Raw genomic sequence first — 13,924 nt, 5'->3', positions numbered from 1 at the left:
CAACTAGCCTAGTCCGACCACGGCGTATGTTCGCGGCCACGGCTGTGAGCAGCCGATGACCAGCGGCGATACGCGACCGGCGGACCCATGTGTGAAGCTAGTGCCCGTGCACAGCGTTCAGATTGCCGACGAGACGTACGTCGCCGCCGATCCGGCGCGCATCGGCGCCGCGGTTGGCGATCCGTCGCAGTGGCGGCGCTGGTGGCCGGACCTGCTGCTGGAGGTCACCGAAAACCGCGGTTCCCAGGGCATTCGGTGGACGGTGGCCGGACCGCTCACCGGCACCATGGAGATCTGGCTCGAGCCGATGCTGGGCGGTGCCCTGCTGCACTACTTCCTGCACGCCGAGCCGACCGGGGTGTCACCGGCCCGACTGGCCAAGCTCAACCTCGCCAAGCTGACGCATCGACGTCGGGTCGCGGGGAAGAAGATGGCCTTCGAAGTGAAGACGACGCTGGAAAGCTCCCGCCCGGTCGGGGTTTCTCCGGTGCTTGACCAGGCCTGAGTTCCGTCGGGGAGTAGCGTTTCTGCCGTGGGCGCGGGCGACGGCCGCTGACCACGCAGATATCCGGCGGGCAGGGGAGCACAACCCGCGCAACGCGGAGAAGGAAGCGATCAGGTGGCGGAGAAGACGGCCCAGACGATCTACATCGACGCGGACCCGGGCACGGTCATGGACGTGATCGCCGACATCGGCTCCTACCCCGACTGGGTGTCGGAGTACAAGGAGGCCGCGGTCCTCGAAACCGACGCCACCGGCAACCCGAAGGTCGCGCGACTGGTGCTGGACACCAGCGTCCTCAAAGACACCATGGTGCTCGCCTACACGTGGCCCAAGGACCGTAAGTCGGTCAGCTGGTCGCTGGTGTCCAGCTCGCTGCTGAAGTCACTCGACGGGGTATATCGGTTGGCGGGCAAGGGATCTGGCACCGAGGTGACCTACGAGCTCACGGTGGACCTGGCCATTCCGATGATCGGGTTGCTCAAGCGCAAAGCCGAGCGCAGGCTGACCGACACCGCATTGAAGGATCTGAAGAAACGAGTCGAGGCTGAGTGAGTCTGGGTGATTCAGTAACGCCCCGCTCCTCCCGGATCAGTCTGTTCGTCGGCAAGGGCGGGGTAGGGAAGTCCACCTTGGCGGCCGCGACGGCCGTGCATGAGGCGCGCGCGGGTCAGCGCGTGCTGCTGGTCTCCACCGACCAGGCGCACTCGCTGGGCGACGTGCTCGGCGTGACGGTCGCGCCGAACGGCGACCGCGACGCGGTGCGGGTACTGGCCGACCTCGAGACCGGGTCGCTCGACGCGCTGGCGATGGACACGTTGGCGCTGCTGGCGGCGCGGTGGCGCACGGTGGTCGAGACGGTCGGCCGGCGATTTCCCGAGTCGGAGCTGGAAGACATTGCGCCGGAAGAACTTTCGGCGCTCCCGGGTGTCCAGGAAGTGCTGGGGCTGCACGAGGTCGGCGAGTTGGCCCGGTGCGGCGAATGGGATCACGTCGTGGTCGACTGCGCATCGACCGCCGACGCGTTGCGGATGTTGACCCTGCCCGCGACGTTCGCGCTCTACGTCGAACGGGCCTGGCCGCGACATCGCCGGTTGTCCACCGGTGCGGACGACATGCGGTCCACCGCGGTGGTGGAACTCCTGGAGCGGATCAGCGGCAGCGTCGAAAAGCTCAGCGCGCTGCTCACCGACGGCACCCGGGTGGGCGCGCATCTGGTGCTCACCGCCGAACGGGTGGTGGCGGCCGAGGCGATTCGCACGCTCGGGTCGCTGGCCTTGATGGGGGTGCGCATCGAGGAACTAATCGTCAACCAGATTCTGATGCAAGACGATTCGTACGAGTACCGCAACCTGCCGGCTCATCCCGCATTCGACTGGTACTCCGAGCGGATCAGCGAGCAGCGCGCGGTGCTCAAGGAACTCGACGCCGCGATCGGCGACGTGGCGCTGGTGCTCACGCCGCATCTGGCCGGTGAACCGATCGGTGCCAAGGCGCTCGCGGAACTGCTCGACAGTGCACGCCGTCGCGACGGATCGGCGCCGCCGGGACCGCTGCGCCCGGTGGTCGACCTGGAATCGGGCTCCGGACTCCAATCGGTCTACCGACTGCGGCTAGAGTTGCCGCAGATCGAGTCCGGCGCGCTGAGCCTGGGCCGGGTCGGTGACGACCTGATCGTCGGCGCGGGCGGCATGCGGCGCCGGGTTCGACTGGCGTCCGTCCTGCGTCGATGCACGGTGTTGGACGCGCATCTTCGCGGCAGCGAATTGACGGTGCGATTTCAACCCGATCCGGAGGTGTGGCCGAAGTGACCACCCACCCCGACATCGGCCCCGAACTCCGCAGGCTCGCCCAGAAAATCCTCGACCAGATCGACCCCGCGATCCGGCTGGCGGCCGCGCGGGCCGTCGGCGACGGCGTCGGCAGCGGCAACTGCCAGCAGGTGTGGTGCCCGGTATGCGCCCTGGCCGCGGTGGTCACCGGCGACGAGCATCCGCTGCTGACCGTGATCGCCGAACACAGCGTCGCGCTGCTGGCGGTGATCCGGGCCATCGTCGATCCCGTCGGCCAGCCGACGCCGCCACCCCCGGACAAGCCGTCGTCCGGCCCGGCGCCGGACGGCGCTGCCGATGATGCGGCGCCGACGAGTCGTTACCAGCCGATCACGGTCACCGTCGAGGAATAGCCACACTCGGCAAACAACTGCCAACGCGGCACCGAAGAATCAAGATGTCGTAAACGTCATGTGGTCGCACACACACTCGATCGGTACTCTTGGCGCTGAACACGGTTGGTGCGGCTGAGGAGGAGGCCCTATGTGGTACTGGATTTTCAAGTACATCCTCATGGGCCCGCTGCTCTCACTGCTCGGACGGCCGAAAATCGAAGGGCTGGAACATGTCCCGTCGTCCGGCCCGGCCATTCTGGCCAGTAACCATCTCGCCGTCGCCGACAGCTTCTATCTGCCGCTCGTTGTCCGTCGCCGGATCACGTTCCTGGCCAAGTCGGAATACTTCACCGGAACCGGTCTGAAGGGCTGGTTCAACCGCTGGTTCTACACCGTCGCCGGGCAGGTGCCGATCGACCGCAGTAGCGCCGACGCCGCACAGGCCGCGCTGGACACCGCCGGACGAGTGCTCGACCAGGGCAAGTTGCTCGGCATGTACCCCGAGGGCACCCGCTCACCGGATGGCCGGCTGTACAAGGGCAAGACCGGCCTGGCCCGGTTGGCGCTGGAGACCGGCGTCCCGGTGATCCCCGTCGCGATGATCGGCACCAACGTCGTCAACCCACCCGGCAGCAAGATGTGGCGCTTCGGCCGCGTCACCGTGCGGTTCGGCAAGCCGATGGACTTCTCCCGCTTCGACGGCCTGGCCGGCAACCGCTTCATCGAGCGCGCCGTCATCGACGAGGTGATCTACGAGCTGATGGGCCTCTCGGGCCAGGAGTACGTCGACATCTACGCCGCGTCGCTCAAGAACGGCTCCACCGGCGAGGGGGCCGAACCCTCGGGAAAAGCACAGCCGTCTCGGATTCCTGAGACGGCGGCGGGCTAGCGAATCAAGCGGAGACCGGCGCAGGCGCGCTCGAGGCCCGCGGTTCGGTCGAGTCGGCGGTACGCACGGTGATGGTCGCGCCGACCGCGATGATGATCGCCAGCGCCCACCACAGATACGACCCCCCCACCAGTTGACGCCACCACGACGCGGTGGTCTCGTGGTGCTTGGGCATCAGGTCGATCGGCGTCCACACCATCAGTGCCACCCCGGCGGTACTGAGGAACCCGAGCGCGAGGTTGCGTCGTCGCCAGGCCACCACGGCGGTCACGATCACCACCTCCAACATCCACACCCAGTGATGCGACCAGGACACCGGCGACACCGCCAGCCCGAACAAGGCGATGCAGATCACCGCCAGCACCGGCTCGTCGGCGCGCAACGCCCGCCGGGCCGCCCATACCGTCAGACCGAGCACCAGGAAGCAGGCCGCCACCCACGGCAGGAAGCGCTGGTGGTCGTCGAGACCCAGCCGGGCCAGCGTGCCGGCGATGTTCTGGTTGGTGTTCAAGCTGGCCGAGCCGATCCGGTCGGTATTGCGCACGGTGTGGGTCCAGTACTCCCACGAGTCCTGCCAGGCCAGCGCGAACCCGGCGGCGAGCGCCGCCACCACGGACGCCAGCGAGGTCAGCACGGCGCGGCGGTCCCGGTTCAGCACGAAGTACAGCAGGAACACCGCGGGCGTCAGCTTCAGGGCGATGCCCAGACCCAGCAGCAGGCCGCGCGGCCACGGCGTGTGGCGCGGCACGCATTCGGCGATCACCAGCGTCATCAGCACGACGTTGATCTGCCCGAACGCGAAATTCGCCGCGATCGGCTCCCAGTAGAGCGTCGCCCATGCCACCACGAGGGCCGTCAGCCACCAGCGGCGCCCCCACGCCGGCCCGGGCACCACGCTGGACTCGGCCCAGACATCGAGGCGGGTCAGCACGATCATCGTGGACACCAGCAGCAGCACCAGCGTGATCAGCGTGATCGTGACGCTGGCCGCCGGCATGCCCAGCCATGCGAACGGCGCGAAGATCACCGCGGCCAGCGGGGGATACGTGAACGGCAGATTCAGCCCGATCGGGGTGTGGAACTTGACGTCGTGGCTGTACAACGGCTGGCCGTCCAACCAGGCTTGGCCGCCCATCCGGTACACGTCGATGTCGATGCGGTAGACGGTGCTGCCGAGCACCCGCCAAGCGGCGTAGCCCAGCGCGGCGAGTGCCAGTAGCTGCAGCAGCAGCCAGCAGGCGTTTCGCCAGCTACTGGGCCGTACCGTGGCGACCTGCCCGCGCGAATCGCCCGCGTCGGGCAAGCGCCATCTAGTCATGTCGGGGAACAGCCTATCGGTGTCGGCGCGTCGATCGGTGTCGTGGACGGCCAACAGCGGCAACTGCGCGTAGCTTTTTGAGGGTGCTGCACTGGTTCGAAGACGACATCATCGGGCGCGGCCGACTCCCGCTGCTGTGTTGTCTGGTCGCCTTCATCACCACCTTCTTCGTGACGCGAACCTTCGTCCGGCTGATCCGGCGCCGCAAGGGCGACGGCCGGCCGCCGCGCTGGTGGGAACCACGCAACATCCACATCGGGACCAAGCACATCCACCACGTGGTGATCGGCGTCGTGCTGGTGATGATTTCCGGGGTGACGTTGGTGACGATGTCCGTCAACGGGACCGAGCCCCAATTCACCGCGGTGGCAATTGTTTTCGGGATCGGCGCCGCGCTGGTGCTCGACGAGTACGCGCTGATCCTGCATCTGTCCGACGTCTACTGGGAGGAGGATGGCCGCACCTCGGTGGACGCCGTCTTCGCCGCGGTCGCGGTCGGCGGACTGCTGGTGCTGGGCCTGCATCCGCTGATGTTCTTCATCAGCCTGTGGCAGGACACCACCCATTCGACGTTGATGCGGGCGGGCGTGGTGTTCGCGATGGTTTTGACGTTGCCGTTGGCGGTTCTGGTCGTGCTCAAGGGCAAGGTGTGGACCGGCCTGATCGGCATGTTCTTCGTCCCGCTGCTGGTCATCGGCGCCATCCGGCTGTCGCGGCCGCAGGCGCCGTGGGCCCGCTACCTCTACATGAGGCGGCTCAGCAAGATGAGCCGCGCGTTGCAACGCGAGCGCAAGCTGCGCCGGCCGGTGGTGCGGGCAAAGCTGTGGCTGCAGTACACCATCGCCGGAACGCCACGGGTACCGTCGCACCGCATGGTCAACGCGCAACTGGATCGCGAGGTGCATCCCGCGCCCCCGCCCGAGCAGGTGCCGAGCGTGCTCGCCGGCGGGCTCGGGATGGGGTAGCCGGCGGTGCGCTATTTCTACGACACCGAATTCATCGACGACGGCTACACCATCGAGCTGATCTCGATCGGCGTGGTCGCCGAGGACGGCCGCGAATACTACGGTGTGTCAACCGAATTCAATCCCGACCGGGCCGGGAGTTGGGTGCGCGCCAACGTGCTGCCCAAGCTGCCGTCGCCGGCGTCGCAGCTGTGGCGGTCGCGTGCCCAGATCCGAAACGACCTCGAGACGTTCTTCGACATCGACGGGCCGGAGCCGATCGAGTTGTGGGCCTGGGTCGGCGCCTACGACCACGTCGCGCTCTGTCAGCTGTGGGGTCCGATGACCCACCTGCCGCCGCAGATCCCGCGGTTCACTCGTGAGCTGCGCCAACTCTGGGAGGAGCACGGCAGCCCCCAGATGCCGAAGCGATCGGCGAACGTGCATGACGCGCTGGTCGACGCCCGCGATCAGCTCACCCGGTATCAGGTGATCACCTCGACCGGCGGCAAAGAGCCCGGCCATTCGCATCGCCGCTGATAGCGGCAGAATTCAGGGCGTCCGCAACCCGGTTACCATAGACGGGTGAATTCGACCGTCGATCTTCCCATCGAGCAGCTGCCGTCGCTGCCGCCGTTACCGGCGGACCTGCGGGCCCGGCTGGACGCCGCGCTGGCCAAGCCCGCCGCTCAGCAGCCCAGCTGGACCCGCGAGGAGGTCGAGCCCTGGCGCACGGTGCTGGAGAGCGTTCCGCCGGTGACGGTGCCGTCGGAGATCGTGCGGCTGCAGGACATGCTGGCTCAGGTCGCCCGTGGTGAGGCCTTTTTGCTGCAGGGTGGCGACTGCGCCGAGACCTTCGTCGACAACACCGAGCCGCACATCAAGGGCAACATCCGGACGCTGCTGCAGATGGCGGTGGTGCTGACCTACGGCGCCAGCGTGCCGGTGCTCAAGGTGGCCCGCATCGCGGGCCAGTACGCCAAGCCACGCTCGGCCGACACCGATGCCCTGGGCTTGCGGTCCTACCGCGGCGACATGGTCAACGGGTTCGCCCCCGACGCTGCGGCGCGTGAGCACGACCCGTCGCGGCTGGTGCGCGCCTACGCCAACGCCGCGGCCGCGATGAACCTCGTGCGCGCGTTGACCTCATCGGGCCTGGCATCGCTGCACGGTGTGCACGACTGGAACCGCGAGTTCGTGCGGACTTCGCCGGCGGGTGCCCGGTACGAGGCGCTGGCCTCCGAGATCGACCGCGGGCTCAAGTTCATGAGTGCCTGCGGGGTGGCCGACCGCAATCTGCAGACCGCCGAGATCTACTCCAGTCACGAGGCTTTGGTGCTCGACTACGAACGGGCGATGCTGCGGCTCTCGACCGAGGAACACGACGAACCGCAGCTTTTCGACATGTCGGCACACTTCCTGTGGATCGGCGACCGCACCCGGCAACTCGACGGCGCGCACATCGCGTTCGCCGAGGTGATCGGCAACCCGATCGGCGTCAAGATCGGGCCGTCGACCACGCCGGACCAGGTGGTCGAATACGTGGAGCGTCTCGACCCACACAACAAGGCGGGCCGGCTGACCCTGGTGAGCCGGATGGGCAACAACAAGGTGCGCGACCTGCTGCCGCCGATCATCGAAAAGGTCCAGGCGACGGGGCATCAGGTGATCTGGCAGTGCGACCCGATGCACGGCAACACCCACGAGTCGTCTACCGGCTACAAGACCCGGCACTTCGACCGGATCGTCGACGAGGTGCAGGGGTTCTTCGAGGTGCACCGCGCGCTGGGCACCTGGCCCGGCGGCATCCACGTCGAGATCACCGGCGAGAACGTCACCGAGTGTCTCGGTGGCGCGCAAGACATTTCGGACAGCGACCTGGCCGGGCGCTACGAGACGGCATGTGACCCGCGGCTGAACACCCAGCAGTCGCTGGAGCTGGCGTTCCTGGTCGCGGAGATGCTGCGCGACTAGCGCAGCAGGCTCCGCGTAGGACGGGGCGGAGATGCTGCGCGACTAGCGCGTCTAGAGCAGGCCGCCGATGTTGCTGCCGACCGTCCACGCCGCGGCGGCCGCTAATCCGGTGACCGAGAGCACGATCGCGATCCAGATCAGCATCATCCGCCGGGAGCGTTCGCGTTCGAACGCGAACTCGGTCAGGTCGATACCCGCGAATTGACCTGCCACTGCGGTCTTTTCCCGCCCGGCGTCGCCAGCGCCCCGGTCTCGCGGATCCCGGGTGAACTGACGCGTCGGCTGGTGCCGCGGCGCTGGGGGCTGACGTAGGTCGGCGGTCCGGTTCTGGTCGGTGGTGGCCTGGCCGCCCGTGTGGGCCGTGGCCGAGCGGTGCTGCGCGGAGTTGCGCGGCGCGGGCACCCGAAAATCGGGCAGCCCTAACTCGCCGACGATCGCCTCCAATTCCGCGGCCATGTCCTGGGCGTCGGCGTATCGCCCGGCGGGGTCGCGGCTGGTCGCGCGCAGCACGAGTTCGTCGAATTGTGCTGGCACGCCACCGATTACGCTGCTCGGCGCCGGCACGTCGGTGTCCAACCGCTGATAGGCCACCGACAGCGAGGTGTCTCCGGAGAACGGCGTCTGGCCGGTGAGCAGCTCGTAGGCGACGATCCCGGCGCCGTAGACGTCGCTTCGCGGGCTCGCGTTGCCGTCTTTGACTTGTTCGGGCGACAGGTACGCCGCGGTGCCGAGAATGACGCTGGTGGACGTGATTCCGGCCTCGGCGACGGCGCGCACCAGGCCGAAGTCGACGATCTTGACCTCGCCGTCGTCGGAGATCAGCACGTTCTCGGGTTTGACGTCGCGGTGCACCAGGCCGGCGCGATGCGCGGCGGCCAGCCCGCCCAGCACCGGGCGCAGCACCGCGGCGACGGCGTGTGGCGGCATTGGCCCGCGCTCGGCGAGCAGTTCGCGCAGTGTCCCGCCTTCGATCAGCTCCATCACCAGGAACGGATGCCGGGCGTCGAGGCCCTGGTCGTAGACCGCGACCAGCCCCGGATCTTTCAACCGGGCCACGCTGCGGGCTTCGAGCTGAAACCGGGTCAGGAATTGCCGGTCGCCGGCGTAGCGGGTGTCCATCACCTTCAGCGCTACCGGGCGGTCCAACCGGGTGTCCAGCCCGCGGTACACCGTCGAAGTGCCGCCGGTCGCGATTCTGGCCGCAACGCGGTAGCGCCCGTCGAGCAATGCGCCTTCGAGATCGTCGCTCGTCGCTGCGGTCACGCGCTCATCGTAGGCGTCGGCGGACCCCAGACCTGGAAACCGAGGCCGCACGAACCCGCGTCGGTCGTACACTGATCGGGTGAGCAGGATTCCGGCCGGGGACGATGTCATCGACCCCGAAGAACCGACCTACGATCTCCGCAACGTCGCCGATCTGCTCGGTGTATCGGTGAGCAAAGTGCAGCAACATCTCAAGGACGGTCACCTCGTCGCGGTGCGGCGCGACGGCGATGTGTTGGTGCCGCAGATCTTTTTCACCAGCAGCGGGGAAGTGGTCAAGAGTCTGGCGGGGCTGCTGGTCGTCCTGCGCGACGGCGGGTATCACGACACCGAGATCGTGCGCTGGCTGTTCACTCCCGACCCGTCGCTGACGGTGACGCGGGACGGCTCGCGCGACGCGCTCAGCAACGCGCGTCCGGTGGACGCACTGCACGCGCATCAGGCCCGCGAAGTCCTGCGCCGCGCGCAGGCGATGGCCTACTGAGGCCAGGGTGTCTGCGCCCGGTTGATGGTGCGCCATGCGAAGGCCGCGACCGCTGTCGCCAGTAGTACGTGCGGCCACGAGTACATGCCATGGGCCCCATCGGGTTTGAAGATCACCATGATCCAGGTGGAGAACGCCGCGATGGCAGACACCGCTCGTCGTGACTGGGCGAGCGGGGCCACCACGGCTAGCGGCCAGGAGTAGTACCAGGGCAGCGCGGCCGGCGCGAACAGCACCACGAACAGCATCGCCAGCGCAATGCCGACCAGCGCCTGGCGGTCGTCGTGACGGAACCGCCACCACAACAGGGGCAGGGCGAACGCGAGGATCACGATTCCGATTGCACGCGTAACCTGCAGCACGCCATAAAAATTCACCGCGAAGAACACTCCGCCGATCGCATGCACCAGGTTCGCCGTCGCGGTCGGGATGCTCAGCCAGTTGATGATCTTCACCGAGCCGGCAAGCGCTGTCAGCCAGCCCAGGCCGACCCCGGCCGCCGCCGACAGCACCGCGAACACCGCGACGAAGATCAGCACCGATATACCCGCGGCCACGAAAAATGCTCGCAGCGGCCGGTATCCGCGCCGATCACGCAGATGGCGCATCCACACCCACACCAGGAACGGCAGCGCGAGGCCGGCGGTCGCCTTGACCGCGGTGCCGACGGCGACGACCGCGATGCCGGCGAGATGGCGTCGCTCGAACGTCAGCGCGATGCTGGCGGACATCAGCCCGACCATCAGCATCTCGTTGTGCACGCCGCCCATCAGATGGATGATCACCAGCGGGTTGAGCGCGCACACCCACAGTGCGATCGGCACGTTCGCGTCTACGTGCCGCGCAATGCGCGGCGTCGCCCAGATCAGCAGCGCCAAACCGGGCAGCATGCACAGCCGCAGCAGCATGGTCCCGGCGATCACGTGGTTGCCGACCAGCATCGTCACCAACCGGGCGATCATGATGAACGCCGGACCATACGGCGCGGTGGTGATCGTCCAGATCGGACTGACGTTGTCCAGCAACGGATTCGGGTTGTCGATCGGCCCGACGGCGTAGGGGTCCAGCCCGTCGCGCAGCAGCGCGCCCTGCGCGAGGTAGGAATAGGTGTCGCGACTGAATACCGGCACCGACAGCAGCAGCGGCGCCAGCCAGAACCCGGTCGTGGCCACCATCGTGAATTGGTCCGCTGCACCGGCAAGTGCGCGTCGGCCCAGCCACAGCCACGCGCCGAGCATCAGCGCCACGCCGATCCACAACATGACCGAGGACAGCACCAGACCGTGGCCATAGCGCAGCCAGGACAGGTGCAACGTCTCCAACAACGGATCGTGCTGTTTGGTGCTGCCCGCCCCGAGGCCACCCGTCGTGATCAGCACCGCGCCCAGGCAGCCGAGCAGCGCGGGCCGGGCGTCCGTGGTTCTCGCGAACTGCCGCACGCGGGAAAGCAGCTGCGGCGCAGCGGTTGTCGAGGCGGGGGCCGGCGGGACAGGCGTCGGAAGGGACATGCGCGTCAGGCCGACCGGTTAGCGGACAGGGCGGCCAATTCGGCGAGCCCGGACTTTGCGGCGTCGTAAATCGGTGCATCGCCGACCAATTCCAGGGCCCGGTTGGTCAGCGTCGTGATCTGGTCTTCGACCGCCGCCAGCGCGCCGACCCGCTCGATCACGTCGCACAGGTCGCGGGCCTGCGCGTCGCTCATGTCGGTTCCAACGTGCGCGCGTAGCAGCTTGGCGGCGGCCACATCCGACGCATCGGCCAGCTGCAGCGCGGTGGCCAGCAGCACCGTGCGCTTGCCGGAACGGAGGTCGTCGCCGGACGGCTTGCCGGTGACCGCCGGATCGCCGAACACACCGAGCACGTCGTCGCGCAGTTGAAAGGCGACGCCCAGTTGGTTGCCGACGTCGTGGAACAACGCCTGCACGTCCGGCCGATCGGCGGCCGCGGCGCCGCCCAGTTGCAGCGGGCGCGACACCGTGTAGGACGCCGTCTTGTAGGTGTTGACGGCCATCGCCGAGGCGATGGACTCCGCAGCGCTTGCCTCGGCCACGATGTCGAGGTACTGCCCGCCGAGCACTTCGGTCCGGATGTCGGCCCAGACCCGGCGCACCCGTTTGCGAGCCGCGCGCGGCAGATCGATGTCGGCGACGATGTCGTCGGCCCACGCCAGCGCCAGGTCCCCGAGCAGGATCGCCGCCGACAGGCCGAACTGACCGGCGGGCCCGCGCCAGCCGCGTTCGCGATGCAGCGCGGCGAACCGGACGTGGGTGGTTGGGCGGCCGCGTCGCGTCGCCGAGCTGTCGATCACGTCGTCGTGCACCAGCGCCGAGGCGTGCAGCAGTTCCAGCGCGGCGAACAGCAGCAGCGCCTCGTCGTCGGCGTCGTCGGTGGTCACGGCCCGCCAGCCCCAATACGCGAAGGCCGGGCGCAGTCGCTTGCCGCCGCCCAGGACGAAGTCCTCCAGGCCGGCCGTCAACCCGTCGTAGTCGCTGCCGATGTGGGCGGACGCGGTTCGGCGCTCGCGCAGATACCTGCGCAGCTGGTCGGTGACGGCGTCGGCCAGCTCGACAGTTGCGGCTGCTCCTGCGCTCAGCGCGACACCTCTTCCCGGTCCCTGGACGTCATGGCCCGCCAAGTCTATTCGGCGTCGCGCTGCCCAGCGGGTTTCGCCCGCCTCAGGTCGGCGCGCGGGCGCGTCGAACGGGCCTCACTATGCTGTCGTGGAGCAAGGTGCCGGGTGGCCGCATGCGGCGGGGGACCAGTCGTTGATTGAGGAGCAGCTCGTTGACTTTGAACACCGTTGCGCTTGAGCTGGTGCCGCCAAACGTCGATCGCGGCACCGCGCAGGCGCTCGAGGACGCGCAGAAGGTGGTGCAGCTGGCGGCCAAGTCCGGGATCGAGGGCCGGATCGGGCACGTGATGATGCCGGGTCTGATCGAGGAGGACGACGACCGGCCGATCGAGATGAAGCCCAAGCTGGACGTGCTGGACTTCTGGTCGACGATCCGCCCCGAGCTGCCCGGCGTGCGCGGATTGTGCTCTCAGGTCACGGCTTTCATGGACGAGCCCGCGCTTCGCGAGCGGCTGGGCACGCTGGTCGGCGCGGGCATCGACGGCATCGTGTTCGTCGGGGTGCCGCGCACGATGGCCGACGGCGAGGGGTCCGGTGTGGCGCCGACCGACGCGCTGTCGATGTACCAGGAGCTGGTGCACAACCGGGGCGTGATCCTGATTCCGACCCGCGAGGGTGAGACGGGCCGGCTGAACTTCAAGTGCAACCAGGGTGCGACGTTCGCGCAGACGCAGCTGTTGTATTCCGATGCGATCGTGGGCTTTTTGACCGATTTCGCCAAGGAGACCGATCACCGGCCCGAGGTGTTGCTGGGATTCGGCTTCGTGCCGAAGCTCGAGGAGAAGATCGGCTTCATCAACTGGCTGATCCAGGATCCGGGCAACGCGGCCGTGGCCGAGGAACAGGCCTTCGTGACGACGTTGGCGAATACCGAACCGGTGCAACGCCGCAAGCTGATTCTCGACCTCTACAAGCGGGTCGTCGACGGTGTCGCCGATCTGGGCTTCCCGCTGAGCATCCACCTGGAAGCCACCTACGGCAATTCCGCGCCGGCGTTCGAGACGTTCGCCGAGATGCTGGACTACTGGTCGCCGACCCGCTGAAGTCAGCTGGCCGACGAGTCGCTCGGCTCGGAGAACCGCGGCGAGCGGTCGCGGGCGTACCAGGCCAGGCCACCTACCGCGGCGGCCGTCCCGAGTGAGGCGAGCAGCAGCCACAGCGCCGCGCCCTGGAACGAGCGGGTGCTCGGATCGGTGTAGCGGGCCTGCGCGCTGAGAATGCTGACCACGCCGGGCTTCAACTTCCACTGCACGGTCTGCTCGTCGACCCGATCGCCGTTGGTGGAGGTCACCGAACCAGGGAAGGCCACCGACAACTCGACGTCGGCGTCAGGATCGGTCAGCGACGTCAGGTCCGCGCGCCCCTCGAGGATGACCAGGTCGCCGGCCCGGCGCAGCGACAGGTTCACGCCTTGGGCATCGGAGTTCATCCGGGCGAGCTCGGGCAACTCGGCGAATGTCAGGTCGGAGAAGCTGGCCTGCGACCCCACGTAGCCGTCACGGTCGTACTTGGACACCGCCACCTTCTGGCCGAAGGTCAGGTTGGGATCGAGCTGGGGGCCGTTGTCCTTATCGTTCTTCGGCTTGGACGCCGCGACGATGTCGCCGGACACCAGGTCGTCGGGTGAGATGGTGATCGACGCCTTGATCCGCACGCACCCGGCCAGCGCCGGGATCATCAGCAGCAGCAGCGCCCACGCGACCAGGCGGCGACCGCCCGGCCGAGCCGTCGGAACCCGGGACGAAAGCTGT

15 protein-coding genes are annotated in these 13,924 nt (G+C 68.0%); 10 read left to right on the top strand and 5 right to left on the bottom strand.

Going from position 1 to position 13,924, the window contains the following annotated elements:
* Positions 1-106: 106 nt before the first annotated feature.
* The 5 genes from PT015_RS07070 to PT015_RS07050 all read left to right on the top strand — a co-directional run bounded on the left by PT015_RS07070 (position 107) and on the right by PT015_RS07050 (position 3,558).
* Positions 107-505 (top strand): polyketide cyclase / dehydrase and lipid transport, encoded by a 399-nt coding sequence (locus PT015_RS07070; protein WP_285190981.1) that lies wholly within the window; start codon positions 107-109, stop codon positions 503-505.
* Between the two features lie 114 nt (positions 506-619).
* Complete coding sequence (locus tag PT015_RS07065; RefSeq protein WP_285189843.1) at positions 620-1,057, top strand: SRPBCC family protein; 438 nt, start codon at positions 620-622, stop codon at positions 1,055-1,057.
* Between the two features lie 2 nt (positions 1,058-1,059).
* Positions 1,060-2,313, top strand: coding sequence for an ArsA family ATPase (locus PT015_RS07060; protein ID WP_285190980.1), 1,254 nt, complete (start codon positions 1,060-1,062; stop codon positions 2,311-2,313).
* A complete protein-coding gene (locus PT015_RS07055; protein ID WP_390887947.1) occupies positions 2,310-2,687 on the top strand; it encodes a hypothetical protein in 378 nt (125 codons plus the stop codon). The genes PT015_RS07060 and PT015_RS07055 overlap by 4 nt, the downstream gene beginning before the upstream one ends.
* 130 nt (positions 2,688-2,817) lie before the next feature.
* Complete coding sequence (locus PT015_RS07050; RefSeq protein ID WP_285189840.1) at positions 2,818-3,558, top strand: lysophospholipid acyltransferase family protein; 741 nt, start codon at positions 2,818-2,820, stop codon at positions 3,556-3,558.
* Between the two features lie 4 nt (positions 3,559-3,562).
* On the opposite strand, the gene PT015_RS07045 is transcribed toward PT015_RS07050, so the two are convergent.
* Entirely contained in the window at positions 3,563-4,876 is a 1,314-nt protein-coding gene (locus PT015_RS07045) for a glycosyltransferase 87 family protein (protein ID WP_285189839.1), read from the bottom strand.
* Positions 4,877-4,953: 77 nt separating this feature from the next.
* Between PT015_RS07045 and PT015_RS07040 the strand changes: the two genes are divergently transcribed.
* The 3 genes from PT015_RS07040 to PT015_RS07030 are packed head-to-tail and all read left to right on the top strand — an operon-like array spanning position 4,954 to position 7,794.
* Positions 4,954-5,841 (top strand): hypothetical protein, encoded by an 888-nt coding sequence (locus PT015_RS07040; RefSeq protein ID WP_285189837.1) that lies wholly within the window; start codon positions 4,954-4,956, stop codon positions 5,839-5,841.
* A gap of 6 nt (positions 5,842-5,847) precedes the next feature.
* Complete coding sequence (locus PT015_RS07035; protein WP_285189835.1) at positions 5,848-6,360, top strand: polyadenylate-specific 3'-exoribonuclease AS; 513 nt, start codon at positions 5,848-5,850, stop codon at positions 6,358-6,360.
* Positions 6,361-6,405: 45 nt separating this feature from the next.
* On the top strand, positions 6,406-7,794 hold the full coding sequence (locus PT015_RS07030; protein WP_285189834.1) for a class II 3-deoxy-7-phosphoheptulonate synthase: 1,389 nt from the start codon (positions 6,406-6,408) through the stop codon (positions 7,792-7,794).
* 51 nt (positions 7,795-7,845) lie between these two features.
* Here PT015_RS07030 and PT015_RS07025 read toward each other — a convergent pair whose 3' ends face one another.
* Positions 7,846-9,057, bottom strand: a complete 1,212-nt coding sequence (locus PT015_RS07025) for a protein kinase domain-containing protein (protein ID WP_285189832.1) — start codon at positions 9,055-9,057, stop codon at positions 7,846-7,848.
* Positions 9,058-9,136: 79 nt separating this feature from the next.
* Here PT015_RS07025 and PT015_RS07020 point away from each other — a divergent pair, with 79 nt between their 5' ends.
* Positions 9,137-9,541 carry an Rv2175c family DNA-binding protein gene (locus PT015_RS07020; RefSeq protein WP_285189831.1) on the top strand — a complete coding sequence of 135 codons (405 nt, stop codon included), beginning with the start codon at positions 9,137-9,139 and terminating at the stop codon, positions 9,539-9,541.
* Here PT015_RS07020 and PT015_RS07015 read toward each other — a convergent pair.
* Positions 9,535-11,049: an alpha-(1->6)-mannopyranosyltransferase A gene (locus tag PT015_RS07015; protein WP_285189829.1), complete on the bottom strand. Its 1,515-nt coding sequence runs from the start codon at positions 11,047-11,049 to the stop codon at positions 9,535-9,537. The genes PT015_RS07020 and PT015_RS07015 overlap by 7 nt on opposite strands.
* A 5-nt stretch (positions 11,050-11,054) precedes the next feature.
* The gene (idsA2, locus tag PT015_RS07010) at positions 11,055-12,104 is read right to left on the bottom strand and encodes a bifunctional (2E,6E)-farnesyl/geranyl diphosphate synthase (RefSeq protein ID WP_285190979.1); all 1,050 of its coding nucleotides are present in this window, start codon (positions 12,102-12,104) and stop codon (positions 11,055-11,057) included.
* Positions 12,105-12,325: 221 nt separating this feature from the next.
* On the opposite strand from idsA2, the gene PT015_RS07005 reads away from it, so the two are divergent.
* Positions 12,326-13,216, top strand: coding sequence for a mycobacterial-type methylenetetrahydrofolate reductase (locus PT015_RS07005; protein WP_285189828.1), 891 nt, complete (start codon positions 12,326-12,328; stop codon positions 13,214-13,216).
* A gap of 2 nt (positions 13,217-13,218) precedes the next feature.
* Here the strand turns inward: PT015_RS07005 and PT015_RS07000 are convergent, their stop codons facing one another.
* Positions 13,219-13,851, bottom strand: a complete 633-nt coding sequence (locus PT015_RS07000) for an LppM family (lipo)protein (RefSeq protein WP_285190978.1) — start codon at positions 13,849-13,851, stop codon at positions 13,219-13,221.
* Between the last annotated feature and the right edge of the window lie 73 nt (positions 13,852-13,924).

This window comes from Candidatus Mycobacterium wuenschmannii (assembly GCF_030252325.1).
GTDB classification, from domain to species: domain Bacteria; phylum Actinomycetota; class Actinomycetes; order Mycobacteriales; family Mycobacteriaceae; genus Mycobacterium; species Mycobacterium wuenschmannii.
Note: the sequence above shows the minus strand (reverse complement) of the source record. Positions and strands in the feature narration are given on the sequence as shown.

Coding starts and splice junctions, on each gene's coding strand:
- PT015_RS07015 (WP_285189829.1), bottom strand. CDS start 11,049: ATGTCCCTTCCGACGCCTGTCCCGCCGGCCCCCGCCTCGACAACCGCT.
- PT015_RS07045 (WP_285189839.1), bottom strand. CDS start 4,876: ATGACTAGATGGCGCTTGCCCGACGCGGGCGATTCGCGCGGGCAGGTC.
- PT015_RS07050 (WP_285189840.1), top strand. CDS start 2,818: ATGTGGTACTGGATTTTCAAGTACATCCTCATGGGCCCGCTGCTCTCA.
- PT015_RS07000 (WP_285190978.1), bottom strand. CDS start 13,851: ATGATCCCGGCGCTGGCCGGGTGCGTGCGGATCAAGGCGTCGATCACC.